This window comes from Moritella sp. Urea-trap-13, from assembly GCF_002836355.1.
In the GTDB taxonomy this organism is placed as follows: Bacteria; Pseudomonadota; Gammaproteobacteria; order Enterobacterales; family Moritellaceae; genus Moritella.
The window spans coordinates 245,444-259,383 of sequence record NZ_PJCA01000027.1 but is presented as its reverse complement, the minus strand read 5'-3'; the positions used below and the strand labels follow the sequence as shown (position 1 = coordinate 259,383).

Below are 13,940 nucleotides of genomic sequence, written 5' to 3'. Positions count from 1 at the left end.
CAAATTTTATAATTCATTAACAAATAGTAAAACTCAGTGTTTACAATGCATTAACATATCTAATATACTCATTACGCTATTTTCTACCTCTTTTTGAAAAGCTCCTCACGTCGCTCATTAATTGACTTTAATCAATGTCTGGCATATTGTTTATGCAGTTGCATAGTTTTGCAAAATGATTAATTTGTTAATGTCATGTTTACTAAGACATGGTTTCATAAAAGGAAGTTGTATGGCTTTAATCCAAGCGCCAAATTCAGTTGTTATGGTTCGACCGTGGAAATTTTTCTCGAATCCAGAAACTGCAGTGGATAATGCTTTTCAAAAAACTGGCCTCGATGAACAAGATTCATTGGAGTTAGATCGCAGCGGCATATCGCTACAAGCAAAAAATGAATTTGATATCGTGGTCTCAGGATTAAACGAACACGGCATAAACGTCCATGTATTTGATGATTTTGGTGATCGTGAGACACCAGATTCTGTATTTCCAAACAACTGGTTCTCGACCCACAGTGGCGGCCACATTGCTTTGTACCCAATGTATTCACACAATCGCCGCCGCGAACGCCGCAGTGACATTATTGAAATGTTAAAAGCGCATTATCGCGTGCAAGATGTTATCGATTTCTCTGGTTTAGAGTGGGATAACCTGTTCCTTGAAGGCACGGGAGCGATGGTATTAGACAACGTCAACCGTATCGCTTATACCGCTAAATCAAACCGTTCTAGCGAAGTAATTCTGGAACGCTTCTGCGCCATCTTCCAATACGAACCTATGGCGTTCGAAACAGCAGATGCGTCAGGCACTGCGATTTATCATACCAATGTGATGATGTGTGTGGCCTCTAAATACGCGCTTATTTGCTTGGACATGATCCCTGATGCAGCACGTCGCGCCGCGGTTAGACAACGTTTAGAAGAATCAGACATCGAAGTCATTGAACTGAGTTTCGACCAAATTGATAACTTCGCTGGTAACGCCATCGAATTGACTGGCAATGGCAAAAGCCACTTGGTGATGTCGCAACGTGCTAAAGACGCGTTAACACCTGGTCAAGTTGAGCGTATTGAACGACATTCAACAATCTTAGGCTTTAGCGTACCGACTATCGAATTAGCCGGTGGCTCAATCCGCTGCATGATCGCAGGGATCCACCTAAGCGCAAGAAACTAATTTAGGCCTGAATACGCAGTTAATATTAACCGTGTTCAGTCAGTAATAATTCTAATTAAAAAAATATGACTTATGGAAAAGGAAAAGGTTATGGAAACCAGTTATGTAAAATCAGCGACAGGTGAACTGAAGCAAGTATTACTTTGTTCGCCAACTTACCTTAATCTTTCGCCAATCAACAAGATTGCGGAAGATTGGTTAGAGAAAGGCGAAAAAATTGATCAACAAAAATGCTTAAGCGAACACCAACAGCTGATTGATATCTACGAGCAAAACGGCATTAATGTCGAAGTACTAGAGCCGACTGAACATTTATCGAGCCAGGTATTTGCCCGTGATTTTGGTTTCAACATCAAAGAAGGTTATGTGCTTGGCCGCTTTAAAGAAAAAGTGCGTCACGCAGAAAGCTTATTGTATGCAGAAAAACTGGCAGAACTGGGTGTACCTATCATAGCCACTTGTCATGAAGGTATTCTTGAAGGCGGTGATTTTTGGCAGCTGGATGAAAAAACCTTAGCCATTGGTACGCTACAACGTTCTGATGAAAAAGGCATTCAAAGCATTCGTGAACAGCTTGAACCATTAGGCTATACCATTATTTCGGTTAACTCGAAACCAGAATACCTGCACCTTGACATGATCTTTAACATTGTCGGTGAAAAGACTGCCGTGACTTATTACGACGGTTTACCACCAGAATTCCAACATTACCTTAATGAAGCGGGTTACGACCTGATTAAAATTGAGGAAGCAGGTGTATTTAAGCACTTCTGTAACCTGCAAGCATTGGGTAACAAACGCATTATCTCGTTAAGCGCTAATACTGACGTAAACGCACAATTACGTGAACGTGGTTTCACGGTATTTGAGTTGCATTCGACTGAGATTTTGAAAACTGGCGGTGGTCCACACTGCATGACGTTCCCACTAGAACGTCACTAATAGTTAATCAGGCAGTGTGTAATCTGGGTGTTGTGATGAGCAATAGCCTAGATATTATCTAGCTTAATCGAAAGAATAGCAGACGCACTGTCGATACCGATATTGACCAGCTCATTATCTTTGAATTTGTAGGCGGCCATGCTGCCTTCTAGCCATAAACCATCAATCAAGGCATTGATTTTAATCGCTAGGATTTCACATTGATGATGATTAACGGTGATGTTATCAGTGGCTAATGCTGCACTAATCAACGGCGCTAATATCTTCGTTGTTTTAGCATACTCATTAGTACGAATGGCTGCCATTTCTGGATCGATGTACGTCATCGGCAAGAAATTAGCCCATAACAATACGGTACGTGGTGACACAATTGGCGCTGATAGAGCCACTTGAATAAAGTGCTGTAATCGAGTTTTGGCGCACACGTCAGGGTCGTTAATTTCGACACCGGCGTTAACGTACATGATCTCGAGTAATGCTGAATACGCCGCGCGTAGCATCTCGTCTTTACCGGAAAAGTAAAAACGGATCAGACCGTTAGTGACATTGGCATATTCAGCCACATTACGTACTGTGGTTTTTTGTAAACCTTCGTTAGCAATGCAATCTAGTGTGGCATTGATTAACTCTTGTTTACGGTTTTTACCTTTAGTTCCTTTGGCTGGCATAGGCAGGTATTTAATCCGTATTTAAGTATAAGAAGTGTCTATAAGACAAATTAATCATACCTCTAGGGCGTGACGCTGGCAATTTATTATATTAAGCTAAACCGAATAAAAATAGCACTTAAACCAATACATATAACACTTAAACCGATACATATAACAAGTGTGTATCTCACCATTAAACGTATTAGATAAACCACTCATTGATTTTTATAATCATGATTGTAATGGAAAAATTCGATTTTTCTCTTTTACCTTAGACGGAATTTAACAAGGATCACCATGATTGTTTTAGAGATAAAAGATATTAAAGCGATAATCGAAAAAGTTGGCTACCAAGACTTTTTTGCTCAGCTTAATGATACATTGACTGAAGATTATAAGAATTGGCATGACTTTGATAAAAGTCCACGTGTTGCTAACCATGTCCAAGACGGTGTGATCGAATTAATGCCGATTTCGAATGCCGAAATGTACTCGTTCAAATACGTAAATGGCCACCCAAAAAACCCATCACAAAACAAAATGACGGTAATGGCGACAGGTCAATTATCGTTAACTGAGACTGGCGAACCGCTAATGTTCTCAGAAATGACATTGCTTACAGGTTTCCGTACAGCGGCTACTTCAGCAATGGCTGCGAAGCACTTAGCGAAGAAAGATTCTGAAGTATTGGCATTGATTGGTACTGGCGCACAAAGTGAATTCCAGTTCTTAGCTTACTCGTTCATCTTCGATTTAAAAGAAGTACGTTTCTTTGATACTGACCCTGCAGCAATGCGTAAATTTGAACAGAACATGGCGCGTTTTGATATTCGTTTAACGCCATGTAAAGACGCAAGAGAAGCGGTTCAAGGTGCAGACCTTATTACGACATGTACGGCAGACAAGAAATACCAAACAGTATTAACGAAAGACATGATCAGCAAAGACGTATTCATTAACGGTCTTGGCGGTGATTGCCCTGGTAAAACTGAAATCGAAAAAGAATTAGTAGAAAGCGCAACGATTGTGGTTGAGTTCCTACCACAGTCACGCGTTGAAGGTGAGATCCAACAACTGGGCCCAGACTTCACTTGTACAGAACTACACGAAATTGTGAAAGGCGAAACGACGCTGAACGTCGCAACAGACGGCACTATCTTGTATGACTCAGTAGGCTTCGCACTAGAAGATTACTCAGTACTACGCTTAGTTTACAAACTGGCTAAGCAACACAACATCGGTAGCGAAATGGAATTAATCCCAGATCTAAGCGATGTGAAGAACTTGTTCTCACTACTATAGAACTGGTTATCAATAGCTGTTTATCAGTCGTATTGAAAAATGATTACCCTAGCCTGTCGCGGCTAGTTGGAAGTTGTTAAGTCTTTGGCCAAACATCCGCAGTTAGCATCCAATACTGCGGGCGTTTTGGCCTTTTTTTTGCGTCCTATCAACATCTTTAGCCGTTTAAAGCCGCATCTGTACGCGTTAAAAATTATTTTAAATTTTATTCACACCGTCTAGAGCCGCGTAAATACTGACTTTCAGGTCAAGAAATTAACCTTTCCCCCCTTGCAGCTGAAAATAAAGCCTTTACAACATATCAGTCCTTGAACTAATATCTATTCGTATAGGCGCGTTGATGAAACGCGACTTCCTCGCACACACGATTCGCTTGTACCGCTTAAACTAAAATCCTTATAATTTTTTGCACAGTACCATCCATGAACCCATTCATTTAGGGTTTTCCTTGCGCCTGCTATATAGCGTCGCGTAAGAATAAGAGCCTGTGCAAACAAACAGAAGATAGATGTCATGCGCATAGAACAAGAATTGAAGCTAGGTTTTAAAGATGTACTTTTCCGCCCAAAACGTTCAACTCTAAAGAGTCGTTCACAAGTAAGCTTAGAGCGTACATTCACTTTCCCTAACAGCAAGTACACTTGGACAGGTGTACCGGTTATTGCTGCAAACATGGATACTGTAGGCACATTTGAAGCGGCAAAAGAACTTGCTGCACACAAAATGCTAACAGCTGTACATAAGCATTACACTGTTGCCCAATGGAAAGAGTTCCTAGAAGCAAACCCAGAAATCTTTGACCACATCTTTGTATCAACTGGTACATCTGATTCAGATTTCGAAAAACTTCAACAAGTTCTAGCATTAGATGAGCGTTTACAGTTTATCTGTATCGATGTAGCTAATGGTTACTCAGAATTTTTCATTGAGTATGTGCGTAAAGTACGCGCTGCATACCCAACTAAAACGATTATGGCTGGTAACGTAGTTACTGGTGAAATCACCGAAGAACTTATCCTGTCTGGCGCAGATATCATCAAAGTTGGTATCGGTCCTGGTTCAGTATGTACTACACGTGTTAAAACAGGTGTTGGTTACCCACAACTTTCTGCAATCATCGAATGTGCAGATGCTGCACACGGTTTAGGTGGCATGGTTGTTGGTGACGGTGGTTGTTCTTGTGCTGGTGATGTTGCTAAAGCATTCGGCGGCGGCGCAGACTTCGTTATGCTTGGCGGTATGTTAGCTGGTCACGACGAAAGTGGCGGCGAGCTGTGCGAAGTTAATGGCAAGAAAACCAAAAAATTCTATGGCATGAGCTCAACAACTGCGATGAACAAACACGCAGGTGGTGTTGCTAAATACCGTGCTTCAGAAGGTAAAACTGTAGAAGTTCCTTACCGTGGTCCAATCGAAAACACTGTTTTTGATATCCTAGGTGGCGTGCGTTCTACTTGTACTTATGTTGGCGCTGCGTCATTAAAAGAATTAAGTAAAAGAACGACTTTTATCCGCGTACTTGAGCAAGAAAACAACGTATTCGGTAAAGAATAAATTGGTGTAAATATGCAATTTTAATATTGCGTATTTAAGCTAACAAAGGCGAGCATTGATGTGGATTTATTTAATTATAAATGTTCCATTATCATGCTCGCCTTTTTGCGTTTTGGAGATCGAAAAACTGAATAATCATTATTTAATCCAAGCCTTTTAAAATTTAAAAAGGTGCACAATCGTGGCAATACAAATAAAATAAACAAAGTGGGTTATGTAAGCAAGCGCATTGATGATGCAGACGCTGTTGACGATATCCTGCAAGATGTATACATCAAGGTCAGCAGTTCACCTAAATGTGATCCCTTATTGGAGCAAAAATGAATACCAAAGCAAACGCAATGATCCCACAACACGTAATTGAAGAAGCCACAGAATGGGCTATCATGCATGGTGTCGCGTTTCGTCAAGCAGACAACACAGCAAGACACTGCCCTTTTAGCATTGCGCCAATGACAATGAAGCGTGAAGTATATGCGCACTTACGTAAAGTAACGCCGCTGATCACCAAGCTAATCAGCAACCTGTCTGAAGACCACGACTTTCTACAATCGTCATTACAAGACATGGCCAAAGCCGATCCCTTTTTCGGACGCTTATTAGCCCTTCATCAGCAAGCGCATGGTGATAAGAACCAACGTCTAACGCCAGCACGCACACCGTTACTGTTAATGCGCACAGATTTTATGGATGATCGTCAACACGGCGCTAAAGTCATCGAATTTAATGGTATCGCAGCGGGCATGGCACCCTTTGGCCAACGTGCGACAGAATTTCACGCCTTTATGGCAAATCAATGGCCAGCGGTTTATCGCACATGGTCTGAAACGAGCTCTGAAAATAGCCCTGCTACGCCAGCAGATAATCAAGGGCTCGAGCAACTCGCTTATGGTATTGCTCAAGCAGCTAAAAAAGTCCAAGCGAAATTTACTGCCGACACGCCCCAATCTAAACCGACCTTCTTAATGGTTATTCAAGCAAATGAAGATAATGTTTACGATCAGCACTTACTTGAAATAGCATTACAGAAGAAAGGATTTCGCACAGTAAGGCGGACGTTTGAACAGCTCAGCACCCAGCTTGCTACAGGTGATAATCAACGCTTAATACTAGAAGGTGTCGGTGCTATCGATGTGGTGTATCTGCGCGCTGGCTATCAGTATGCTGACTACTATTCTCCAGAGCGTAATGAATCGGTATGTTGCCAGACGTTAAGCCAGACAAGATTGTTTATCGAACAACATCATGTAGCGATGAATGCCACTATCGGTCAGCAGTTAGCCACCAGCAAAACCATACAAATGCTACTCACGATAATGCCAGCTCAAGACTATCTGCGCTGGGGGCTGACGCTGGAAGAAGCGCTGTTAGTCAAAAGTGTGCTTGCGGAAATGAAGCCAGTGAATAACAACACCATCACTTGGTTTAACACCCAAGCCGACAAACAACAATGGGTATTAAAGAATCAAGGTGAAGGTGGTGGGCACTGTATTTTTGGTGACGATATTAGCGAGAAATTGAATCAACTTGTACCAGAAGAATACGACGCATGGGCGTTAATGTTACGTTTGCATCCGCATGAACGCGAGACGCCAACCATGGCAGTACGCGATGGAGAACAAACTCAAATAGACGATTTAGTCAGTGAAATAGGTCTGTTTACCGCCTATTACAATGGTGAGCCAGTAACGGAATCTGACGGTTATGCTGGTTATTTAATTCGCAGTAAACCTGCGAGTGAGAATGAGGGCGGGATCCACAGTGGCAAAGGTATTTTAGATTCCCTTTCGCTGATTGATTGAATCCATGTTGAAACTCATACCAAGTCTATAGCGGCGCTGTCGAATCGTAATGCGGAAAGTACGATTGTTAAAGTTATGGCGATTTTGACACTGTTTTAGTATTGCGTATTTAAGCTAACAAAGGCGAGTAATGATGTGGGCATCGCCTATTATCATGCTCGCCTTTTTGCGTTTAGGAAAACGAGACTACTGAATATTTAGTAAGCAGCTCACCTTATCAAGACCTTCAAAAGGTTCTAACAATCAAACCGATAGACCAAACTTATCAAGTTAATTCAATGGCTTACAAATACCCACAAAGTATAGTAAACATAAATTAAGCTTGTCCTAGATCAACGTCCTTCCTAAGTTAACGAATTATATTGGGCGCAGAAAATAAACCAGATTGGATTAATTAAGGATGATATTTATGAAAAAATTACTTGTACTTAGCCTCGCATCAGCAATGTCTTTTTCAGCAATTGCTAATGAAAATGTAATTAACGGGATGGATTTTGGCCCTCTAGCCCAGCTTGTTGGGACTTGGGAAACAATGGAAGGAGCTGGTGTTGATGTTGCACCTGCAAAAATAGGTTCAGAACAAGGAGCAGGCTCTCTTGCAGTGAGTCCTTTTTTAGAAAAAATGACGTTTGAAGCGGCTGCAGACGCCCAGAATGCAAGCGAGCAATACTTAGTGGCTTTATATTACAAACAAGAAGTATTTAGAAAGTCCGATGGTTCTAAGTTTCATGATCAACGTGGTTATTTTATCTATGATGCTAAAAATCAAATGGTATACAACTCATTTTGCATACCACGCACTACCTGTGTCACAGCTGAAGGCGTTGCAGGCAAAACAATGACACTTACAGCACCAGACCGAGGGATAGCTGAAGGCTCATATATGACAGGAAAAGCCTCAACAACAGGCTTTAGCATGAACATCAAAATTGAAGAAAATAAACTAACTTATTCACAAAATACCATGTTAGATATTTACGGTCAGTCAATGTCTCATACCGATAGCAGTACACTAATCAGAGTTACAAAATAACGTTAGGACAAAGCAATCCAACTTTATAGTGTTATGCCCGAGTTGGACTGCTCATTTATCTATACAAAGAATTACTAATCTTCAAAGTCTGAAATAAGTAAGTTCACTACAGCAAAGCAATAATCCACGCACGATCCCAATATCCACAGAACCAAGCGACTCCCTAAAAAGCAGGGGCATTTATTTAGTAGTAGCCTAAAAGTATTTCGCCATACCCCGCTACAATTTTCAACTAATGCTGTAATCATTCGCTAGTTTAAGATCCAAGTACTTCTTAATTACAACATCGATACGGATCCAATTACTGTTCGGCTGCGATCTCGACACTTTATAGTGGCTGCGATGTTCAAGAGTGGTAAATTCCGCTATCTCTAATTCTTTAAGCCCGCCTGTATAACCAACGAATAACTCTTCACTAGCGATAAGCTCAGGTAACGCTTTAAGTAGCTCATCTATATTAGCTATTAGACGATAATCACCTGCATTCTTACTTAGCTCCTTTTCACTTCTTTTAACTGCATTTTCGAGGATCTTAAAGCAGTAATTAATATTACTTTGATGTTCTTCACCTAATGTATTTCGCAATATTTCAATCACTTCAGTCCACGTACGTTGAGGTATTGTAGACAATAATCCATCTTCGTCTTTCACCTTATTAACCGTCAACAAAACACATTGAATGTCGCAATGACTATATTGGGTGTCGTCTAATACCAGACTGATAGCTTCACGCTGTTTAGCCACTTGCTCAGCTAGATCGACGACAGTTGGCGCAGTAAAGAACTTAGCCTCAATAACGAGGATCTGATTGCCCCACCTCAGAAATAAATCAGGAACCGCAACCCGTCCTTTATCTTTAAATATTGTCGTTATTTTTTTATCTTTATTTTCTTTGTCTTGCTCTTCCGATTTTGCCACATCTCTTAAAGGATCAAGTTCAGTAACGATTTCGATATCAGTTGAAAAAAAATCAGCAGGCATAATATCAAAGTCTTTGAACAGCGCTTTTAGCCCTGCAAACTCATTGACCATTAATAAATGTGACAGTAATGTCGCGGTAAAATAACGCTCACTTCGAGCTGTTTCGTCAAATCTAATTTTAGACATCTGTTATCTCTTATTTACATGGTATTTATGTGGGGTGGCAAGGTACATTTCCTTACACTTAACAGATCTACCCTATGCCTATTTGTTGGTATAAGAAAGTAAATAACAGGTATTATTGAATTAAATTTTCAACTAATGGCAAACAGAATAATACGATATGGAATAGTAAGTTATAACTATGAAAGGCATGATTAACTGCCATAAAATCAGCAGTTTAATGGGTTGAAAACAACCGGCACGATATTAAATATCGATTCAGCAATTAAGCTAACAGCAGCGAGTATATATATTGAGAGATAATTTCATTATTGTGCTCGCCTTATTAAGACTGCGGCAGGATAAAGCAATCCAACGTGATGGTGTTACACCCTATTTGGACTGCTTATTTATTCTATGTAAAGAAAGACTAATCTTCAAAGTCTGAAATAAGTAAATTCGCTGCTGCAAAGGCCGCGTTATCGCGAACATCGTCAGGTAAAGATTCGTTACTCGCAACATCGTTTAACGCTTTAACCGCACAACCAATCGCTTTTGGAATATAACCCTGATCGCCACTGCCAATTAATGAATACAGTTCACGGATTTTGTCACAACACTGATAAACGTTCATGGTAATACCTTATAAAGAAGAGTTATTTAAAACAACGATAGCGCCATTTTACCCTTTGCGATAATTTAATGTCGAGCGTTAAGGTGGATTGATTAGAGATGCGTTGATCTTGGTTAGTAAACGCATAGCAACACTTCCTATATAAAGTGCTGACATACACTTACAACTCAATTATTTACACAATTGGAACACAGATATAACATCATGAGCCATGCTTTATTTAGGTTATATATTGATGTTTCGTATACAAAAGATTGTGTTCATATGTTTATTCGTTAATTTACTAGCGTCATGCGCTTATCATGAATACAATCCATCAAAACCTGATGACTACGCGAAATATTGGTGCAAGGAAGAGCACAGAAATAATTCCGTACTCGCTGTTCTAAATACAGATCAGGGGCGCGAAGATACAACCCCGGACAATTGTGATATCTATTACAGATAGCAGGCTGACATAGCTAACACGTTAAGCTACATACCTTACTGTTTAACCAGTTTAGTTGGGATCACATCATCAACACCAAGCGTTAAGTTCACTGTTTCAGTTGGCGCTTCAGCATACGCTTGTTGCTCGCCATGTTGATTGAATGAGAGTTCGATTTTAGAATCAAAAAGGCGCATTTCATTAAGCTGAACTCGGTCGCCAATAAAATAAGAATCTAAGTGTTGGATGGTTTGATTATCAAAGTTTTGCTCAAACAAGCCAACATAAGTGAATACCCCACTACCTTGGTTGCTGATAGTAAATGGCGCGACAAAATACATTTTATTGTCCGCTGTCATCGGGCCTAAAACATTGATGAGCATGTAATCTAGCAATACCTCACCACGTTCTTCATCGATCTGATAATCACCCTGCGCTTTACCTTGCTGCGTGCCGAGGCCAATTATCGATGTCAGTTTAACGCCAGCATCTGTATCAGGCAGCTTAATAACAAAATCACTGCTGGTCTTCATGCTAAATAACGTCAATATCACTTCAGAATGATAACCGGGTGCCTTGCTAGTGTTATCACCCATATAACGCGTTACACTCACTAATGCCAACACACTGACACAAATCAATGCGATATAAATTAACTTTTTCATTATTAACACCTTCCTTCGATTTACCTGTAGATATAATACAGTGAAAAGCATTAAAAAAGCCCTCAATAAAGAAGGCTTCTTTTCAATGAACTACTACAGATTATTTACACGCTATGATTACTGTTCGTTAAAACATACTTCTTGGAAGTTATTCCATTCACTCACACCTGGTGCAACTTCCATACAGCCTTTCTTGGTATCCATTACCGCAGTTAACGTGGTAATAAAGTCCGACCCGTATGCTGCATGCTGAGCAATTGGCTTGGTATTAAGTACATATTTGGCGGCATCTATATTACCCTCTGGGGTATTATCAATAAATTGCTGCGCAAACTCCGCACGCCATTCGGTATAAGCGGTTGCGATTGTACGTTGTTTACTTTTCTCAGCCATCCCTACAGATTCCGCGAAAGCTTGCATGACACCTGCTTTTTCTGAGTGGTTAGCGTGGCCAACACCTGCAGCACGTTTAATCACGTAATTACCTTCACTTAGCATTTCAACGCCGACCGTACCACCTTGGCTATCAGCGAAATTAAAGTGTGATGCCACCACGGTTCTATGTTTTTCTAGGATTTTCACCGCTTCATCCACGGATTTAGCATGTCGAACGATATAGTTTTGCAACGCGCCGAGCTCTATAGCCATCGGCGAGTCTAGACCAACACCTTTAGAGTCGGTGCCTTGAAAGTTGATCACCACCCCGATATCTTTACCTAATGTTTGCCCTGAACCATAGAAGCCTGACGCCATTACTTGGATAAAATCATCCGCTTGTAAAACCCAATAATTACCACCAGATAAGGATGGGGTATCGTTCACCTGCCCTACTACACCCGTACCATCGAAACTAATGGTGGTACAACCTTTCAACGAAGCCGCCACCGCAGAAGCTAATGCAGCGTCCAATTGACTTAGGGTGAGCATCTCTTCGACCGAGACCCCGCCAACTTTTGCCAAGGCTTCGACAATAACAAAGTACTCTGGGTTTAACTGGCGAGAATTATCTAGCACCTGTTTTGATTGCTTTTCAAACTGAGTAAAATCGACCCCCGCCAACTGATAAACATGTTTGGCATCTTTAATACCACGTCGAACTTGCTCACCAATCTGCGTCTCAAATACCTTTGCGTAATCAGCGGCTGCTACACCTCTAATATCAACTATCGGCATGTTGGTTTGCTGAACAAAATTCTCTGGCGCATAATATGGCTGCTGTACATTCAAGCCTGCTACAGGCTCTAATGAAATAGCGCTAGCCGCCCCAGATAACATAGATAGTCCTACTGTTGCTGCAATAATCGTACGTTTAAAAGTTAGCATAATTCAGTCCTCATTAATTGATAGCCTTGGGATTCCCCTTAAGCATTGAAGCCATACTATCGAAACATTTGTCCATTATTCGGATGAAATGCTATGCTAAATTCCAGATATCCGGAAAGGCACAAATTATGGCAGAGATAGAAACTGAGGGCTTTGAGTTCTTCGGCGTGGAAGAGCGAGAATTCCGCATGATGGTGATTGAGCGCATCGAAACCATGATGGTACATTCAAAGCTATCTAAGAATACACTGGCGCAAAAAGCGAATCTTGGCCGCTCGTCATTTTATGAAAAGATGGATCGTGAAGGACGCAGTCATTTTACCCTGCTAGATATTTTCCGCATTGCCAAAGCACTTGATATCAGTATTCTGCAAATATTCCCGATGACGGAACTTGAACGGCAGCATGGCGGGCAATTACCTCTCTCAGCAAGTACGTTGCATTTTCTCGACCAAATGCTTGCGGCACCAAAAGAAGACATTGAGTTTCTGAGTGATGTGTATAAAAACCTGCAACAACGTGACCAGAAAGATATCTAAGCTAACAGACTGTATTCGTAGAACTTGCCAAGCGATTCGCTAAACCAAGATCCAAAAAGCCCCCAATAATGGAGGCTCCTTTTAATGAATCTTAATAACTAACCACGACATCAGTTAATTAAGTATTCAGTTTATTCGTATTCAGAAGCGTAAGTTTCTTCATATGTGTGCGAGTAAAGCTCAAACAAATTGCCAAACGGGTCTTCTAAGTACACCATTTTTGCTTGTTTGCTGTCGTCTTCTGGATGGTAGCGATGAACGTCCATACGTACTTTACCGCCATATTGTTCAGTACGCGCCATAGCACCTTCGAAGTCATCTGTTTGAAGACAGAAGTGGAAGATACCTAGGCGAGTAAAATCAACTTCATGACGTTCTTGGCGCTCTTTCATTTCAAACATTTCAACACCAATGCCGTCAGTCGTGACTAAGTGAGCAATGTTAAAGCCTTTAAAGCCTTCACCAAACACAGCAACACACATTTTACCAATGGCTGTTTCACGCTCTTCAAGTACTTTAGTGTTATTCATTACAATTTTAAGACCAAGCGCTTTAGTGTAAAACTCAACGGCTTTGTCCATGTCGCCAACCATAATACCTACATGATTCATCTTCATAATATGCTCACTTTTTTTGTTAGTTAGTTGCTTGTCTGTTTTGATGGAGTGAGTATAGGCAATGGCTATGATTAAGTGAAATTATCAATTTTAATGTTTTTGATAATTTTTTGTAATGATTATTTATTGAAATGATAAAGAGGGGTCGAGTCCAGATTATCTAAGTGTCAGTGCATCAGAGATAAATTAATT

13 protein-coding genes are annotated in these 13,940 nt (G+C 40.7%); 7 read left to right on the top strand and 6 right to left on the bottom strand.

Annotation, left to right across the window (positions count from 1 at the left end; all coding sequences use genetic code 11):
• The first annotated feature begins 232 nt into the window (after window positions 1-232).
• Window positions 233-1,177 carry a citrulline utilization hydrolase CtlX gene (gene ctlX / locus CXF93_RS04040; RefSeq protein WP_101061161.1) on the top strand — a complete coding sequence of 315 codons (945 nt, stop codon included), beginning with the start codon at window positions 233-235 and terminating at the stop codon, window positions 1,175-1,177.
• A 90-nt stretch (window positions 1,178-1,267) separates the two neighbouring features.
• Entirely contained in the window at window positions 1,268-2,119 is an 852-nt protein-coding gene (locus CXF93_RS04035; RefSeq protein ID WP_101061160.1) for a dimethylarginine dimethylaminohydrolase family protein, read from the top strand.
• 47 nt (window positions 2,120-2,166) lie between these two features.
• Here the strand turns inward: CXF93_RS04035 and CXF93_RS04030 are convergent, their stop codons facing one another.
• Complete coding sequence (locus CXF93_RS04030) at window positions 2,167-2,787, bottom strand: TetR family transcriptional regulator C-terminal domain-containing protein (RefSeq protein ID WP_101061159.1); 621 nt, start codon at window positions 2,785-2,787, stop codon at window positions 2,167-2,169.
• Window positions 2,788-3,066: 279 nt separating this feature from the next.
• On the opposite strand from CXF93_RS04030, the gene CXF93_RS04025 reads away from it, so the two are divergent.
• The 4 genes from CXF93_RS04025 to CXF93_RS04005 all read left to right on the top strand — a co-directional run bounded on the left by CXF93_RS04025 (window position 3,067) and on the right by CXF93_RS04005 (window position 8,460).
• Entirely contained in the window at window positions 3,067-4,071 is a 1,005-nt protein-coding gene (locus tag CXF93_RS04025) for an ornithine cyclodeaminase (protein WP_101061158.1), read from the top strand.
• A gap of 513 nt (window positions 4,072-4,584) precedes the next feature.
• A complete protein-coding gene (locus tag CXF93_RS04020) occupies window positions 4,585-5,625 on the top strand; it encodes a GMP reductase (protein ID WP_101061157.1) in 1,041 nt (346 codons plus the stop codon).
• Window positions 5,626-5,945: 320 nt separating this feature from the next.
• Window positions 5,946-7,427 carry a glutathione synthase gene (locus tag CXF93_RS04010; RefSeq protein WP_101061156.1) on the top strand — a complete coding sequence of 494 codons (1,482 nt, stop codon included), beginning with the start codon at window positions 5,946-5,948 and terminating at the stop codon, window positions 7,425-7,427.
• Between the two features lie 409 nt (window positions 7,428-7,836).
• The gene (locus CXF93_RS04005; RefSeq protein ID WP_101061155.1) at window positions 7,837-8,460 is read left to right on the top strand and encodes a heme-binding beta-barrel domain-containing protein; all 624 of its coding nucleotides are present in this window, start codon (window positions 7,837-7,839) and stop codon (window positions 8,458-8,460) included.
• 228 nt (window positions 8,461-8,688) lie between these two features.
• Here CXF93_RS04005 and CXF93_RS04000 read toward each other — a convergent pair whose 3' ends face one another.
• The 4 genes from CXF93_RS04000 to CXF93_RS03985 form a co-directional block, all read right to left on the bottom strand.
• The gene (locus CXF93_RS04000) at window positions 8,689-9,567 is read right to left on the bottom strand and encodes a hypothetical protein (RefSeq protein WP_101061154.1); all 879 of its coding nucleotides are present in this window, start codon (window positions 9,565-9,567) and stop codon (window positions 8,689-8,691) included.
• A gap of 406 nt (window positions 9,568-9,973) precedes the next feature.
• Window positions 9,974-10,177, bottom strand: a complete 204-nt coding sequence (locus CXF93_RS03995; protein ID WP_101061153.1) for a YaeP family protein — start codon at window positions 10,175-10,177, stop codon at window positions 9,974-9,976.
• 483 nt (window positions 10,178-10,660) lie between these two features.
• The gene (locus CXF93_RS03990; protein ID WP_101061152.1) at window positions 10,661-11,269 is read right to left on the bottom strand and encodes a hypothetical protein; all 609 of its coding nucleotides are present in this window, start codon (window positions 11,267-11,269) and stop codon (window positions 10,661-10,663) included.
• Window positions 11,270-11,386: 117 nt separating this feature from the next.
• Window positions 11,387-12,592, bottom strand: a complete 1,206-nt coding sequence (locus CXF93_RS03985; protein ID WP_101061151.1) for a C45 family peptidase — start codon at window positions 12,590-12,592, stop codon at window positions 11,387-11,389.
• Between the two features lie 128 nt (window positions 12,593-12,720).
• Here CXF93_RS03985 and CXF93_RS03980 point away from each other — a divergent pair, with 128 nt between their 5' ends.
• The gene (locus CXF93_RS03980; RefSeq protein ID WP_101061150.1) at window positions 12,721-13,131 is read left to right on the top strand and encodes a helix-turn-helix transcriptional regulator; all 411 of its coding nucleotides are present in this window, start codon (window positions 12,721-12,723) and stop codon (window positions 13,129-13,131) included.
• A 131-nt stretch (window positions 13,132-13,262) separates the two neighbouring features.
• Here CXF93_RS03980 and CXF93_RS03975 read toward each other — a convergent pair whose 3' ends face one another.
• On the bottom strand, window positions 13,263-13,748 hold the full coding sequence (locus CXF93_RS03975; RefSeq protein ID WP_101061149.1) for a VOC family protein: 486 nt from the start codon (window positions 13,746-13,748) through the stop codon (window positions 13,263-13,265).
• Between the last annotated feature and the right edge of the window lie 192 nt (window positions 13,749-13,940).

Excerpts from the sequence above, each read along its gene's own strand:
- ctlX (WP_101061161.1), top strand. The coding sequence starts at position 233 with ATGGCTTTAATCCAAGCGCCAAATTCAGTTGTTATGGTTCGACCGTGG.
- CXF93_RS04035 (WP_101061160.1), top strand. The coding sequence starts at position 1,268 with ATGGAAACCAGTTATGTAAAATCAGCGACAGGTGAACTGAAGCAAGTA.
- CXF93_RS04030 (WP_101061159.1), bottom strand. The coding sequence starts at position 2,787 with ATGCCAGCCAAAGGAACTAAAGGTAAAAACCGTAAACAAGAGTTAATC.
- CXF93_RS04025 (WP_101061158.1), top strand. The coding sequence starts at position 3,067 with ATGATTGTTTTAGAGATAAAAGATATTAAAGCGATAATCGAAAAAGTT.
- CXF93_RS04020 (WP_101061157.1), top strand. The coding sequence starts at position 4,585 with ATGCGCATAGAACAAGAATTGAAGCTAGGTTTTAAAGATGTACTTTTC.
- CXF93_RS04010 (WP_101061156.1), top strand. The coding sequence starts at position 5,946 with ATGAATACCAAAGCAAACGCAATGATCCCACAACACGTAATTGAAGAA.
- CXF93_RS04005 (WP_101061155.1), top strand. The coding sequence starts at position 7,837 with ATGAAAAAATTACTTGTACTTAGCCTCGCATCAGCAATGTCTTTTTCA.
- CXF93_RS04000 (WP_101061154.1), bottom strand. The coding sequence starts at position 9,567 with ATGTCTAAAATTAGATTTGACGAAACAGCTCGAAGTGAGCGTTATTTT.
- CXF93_RS03995 (WP_101061153.1), bottom strand. The coding sequence starts at position 10,177 with ATGAACGTTTATCAGTGTTGTGACAAAATCCGTGAACTGTATTCATTA.
- CXF93_RS03990 (WP_101061152.1), bottom strand. The coding sequence starts at position 11,269 with ATGAAAAAGTTAATTTATATCGCATTGATTTGTGTCAGTGTGTTGGCA.
- CXF93_RS03985 (WP_101061151.1), bottom strand. The coding sequence starts at position 12,592 with ATGCTAACTTTTAAACGTACGATTATTGCAGCAACAGTAGGACTATCT.
- CXF93_RS03980 (WP_101061150.1), top strand. The coding sequence starts at position 12,721 with ATGGCAGAGATAGAAACTGAGGGCTTTGAGTTCTTCGGCGTGGAAGAG.
- CXF93_RS03975 (WP_101061149.1), bottom strand. The coding sequence starts at position 13,748 with ATGAAGATGAATCATGTAGGTATTATGGTTGGCGACATGGACAAAGCC.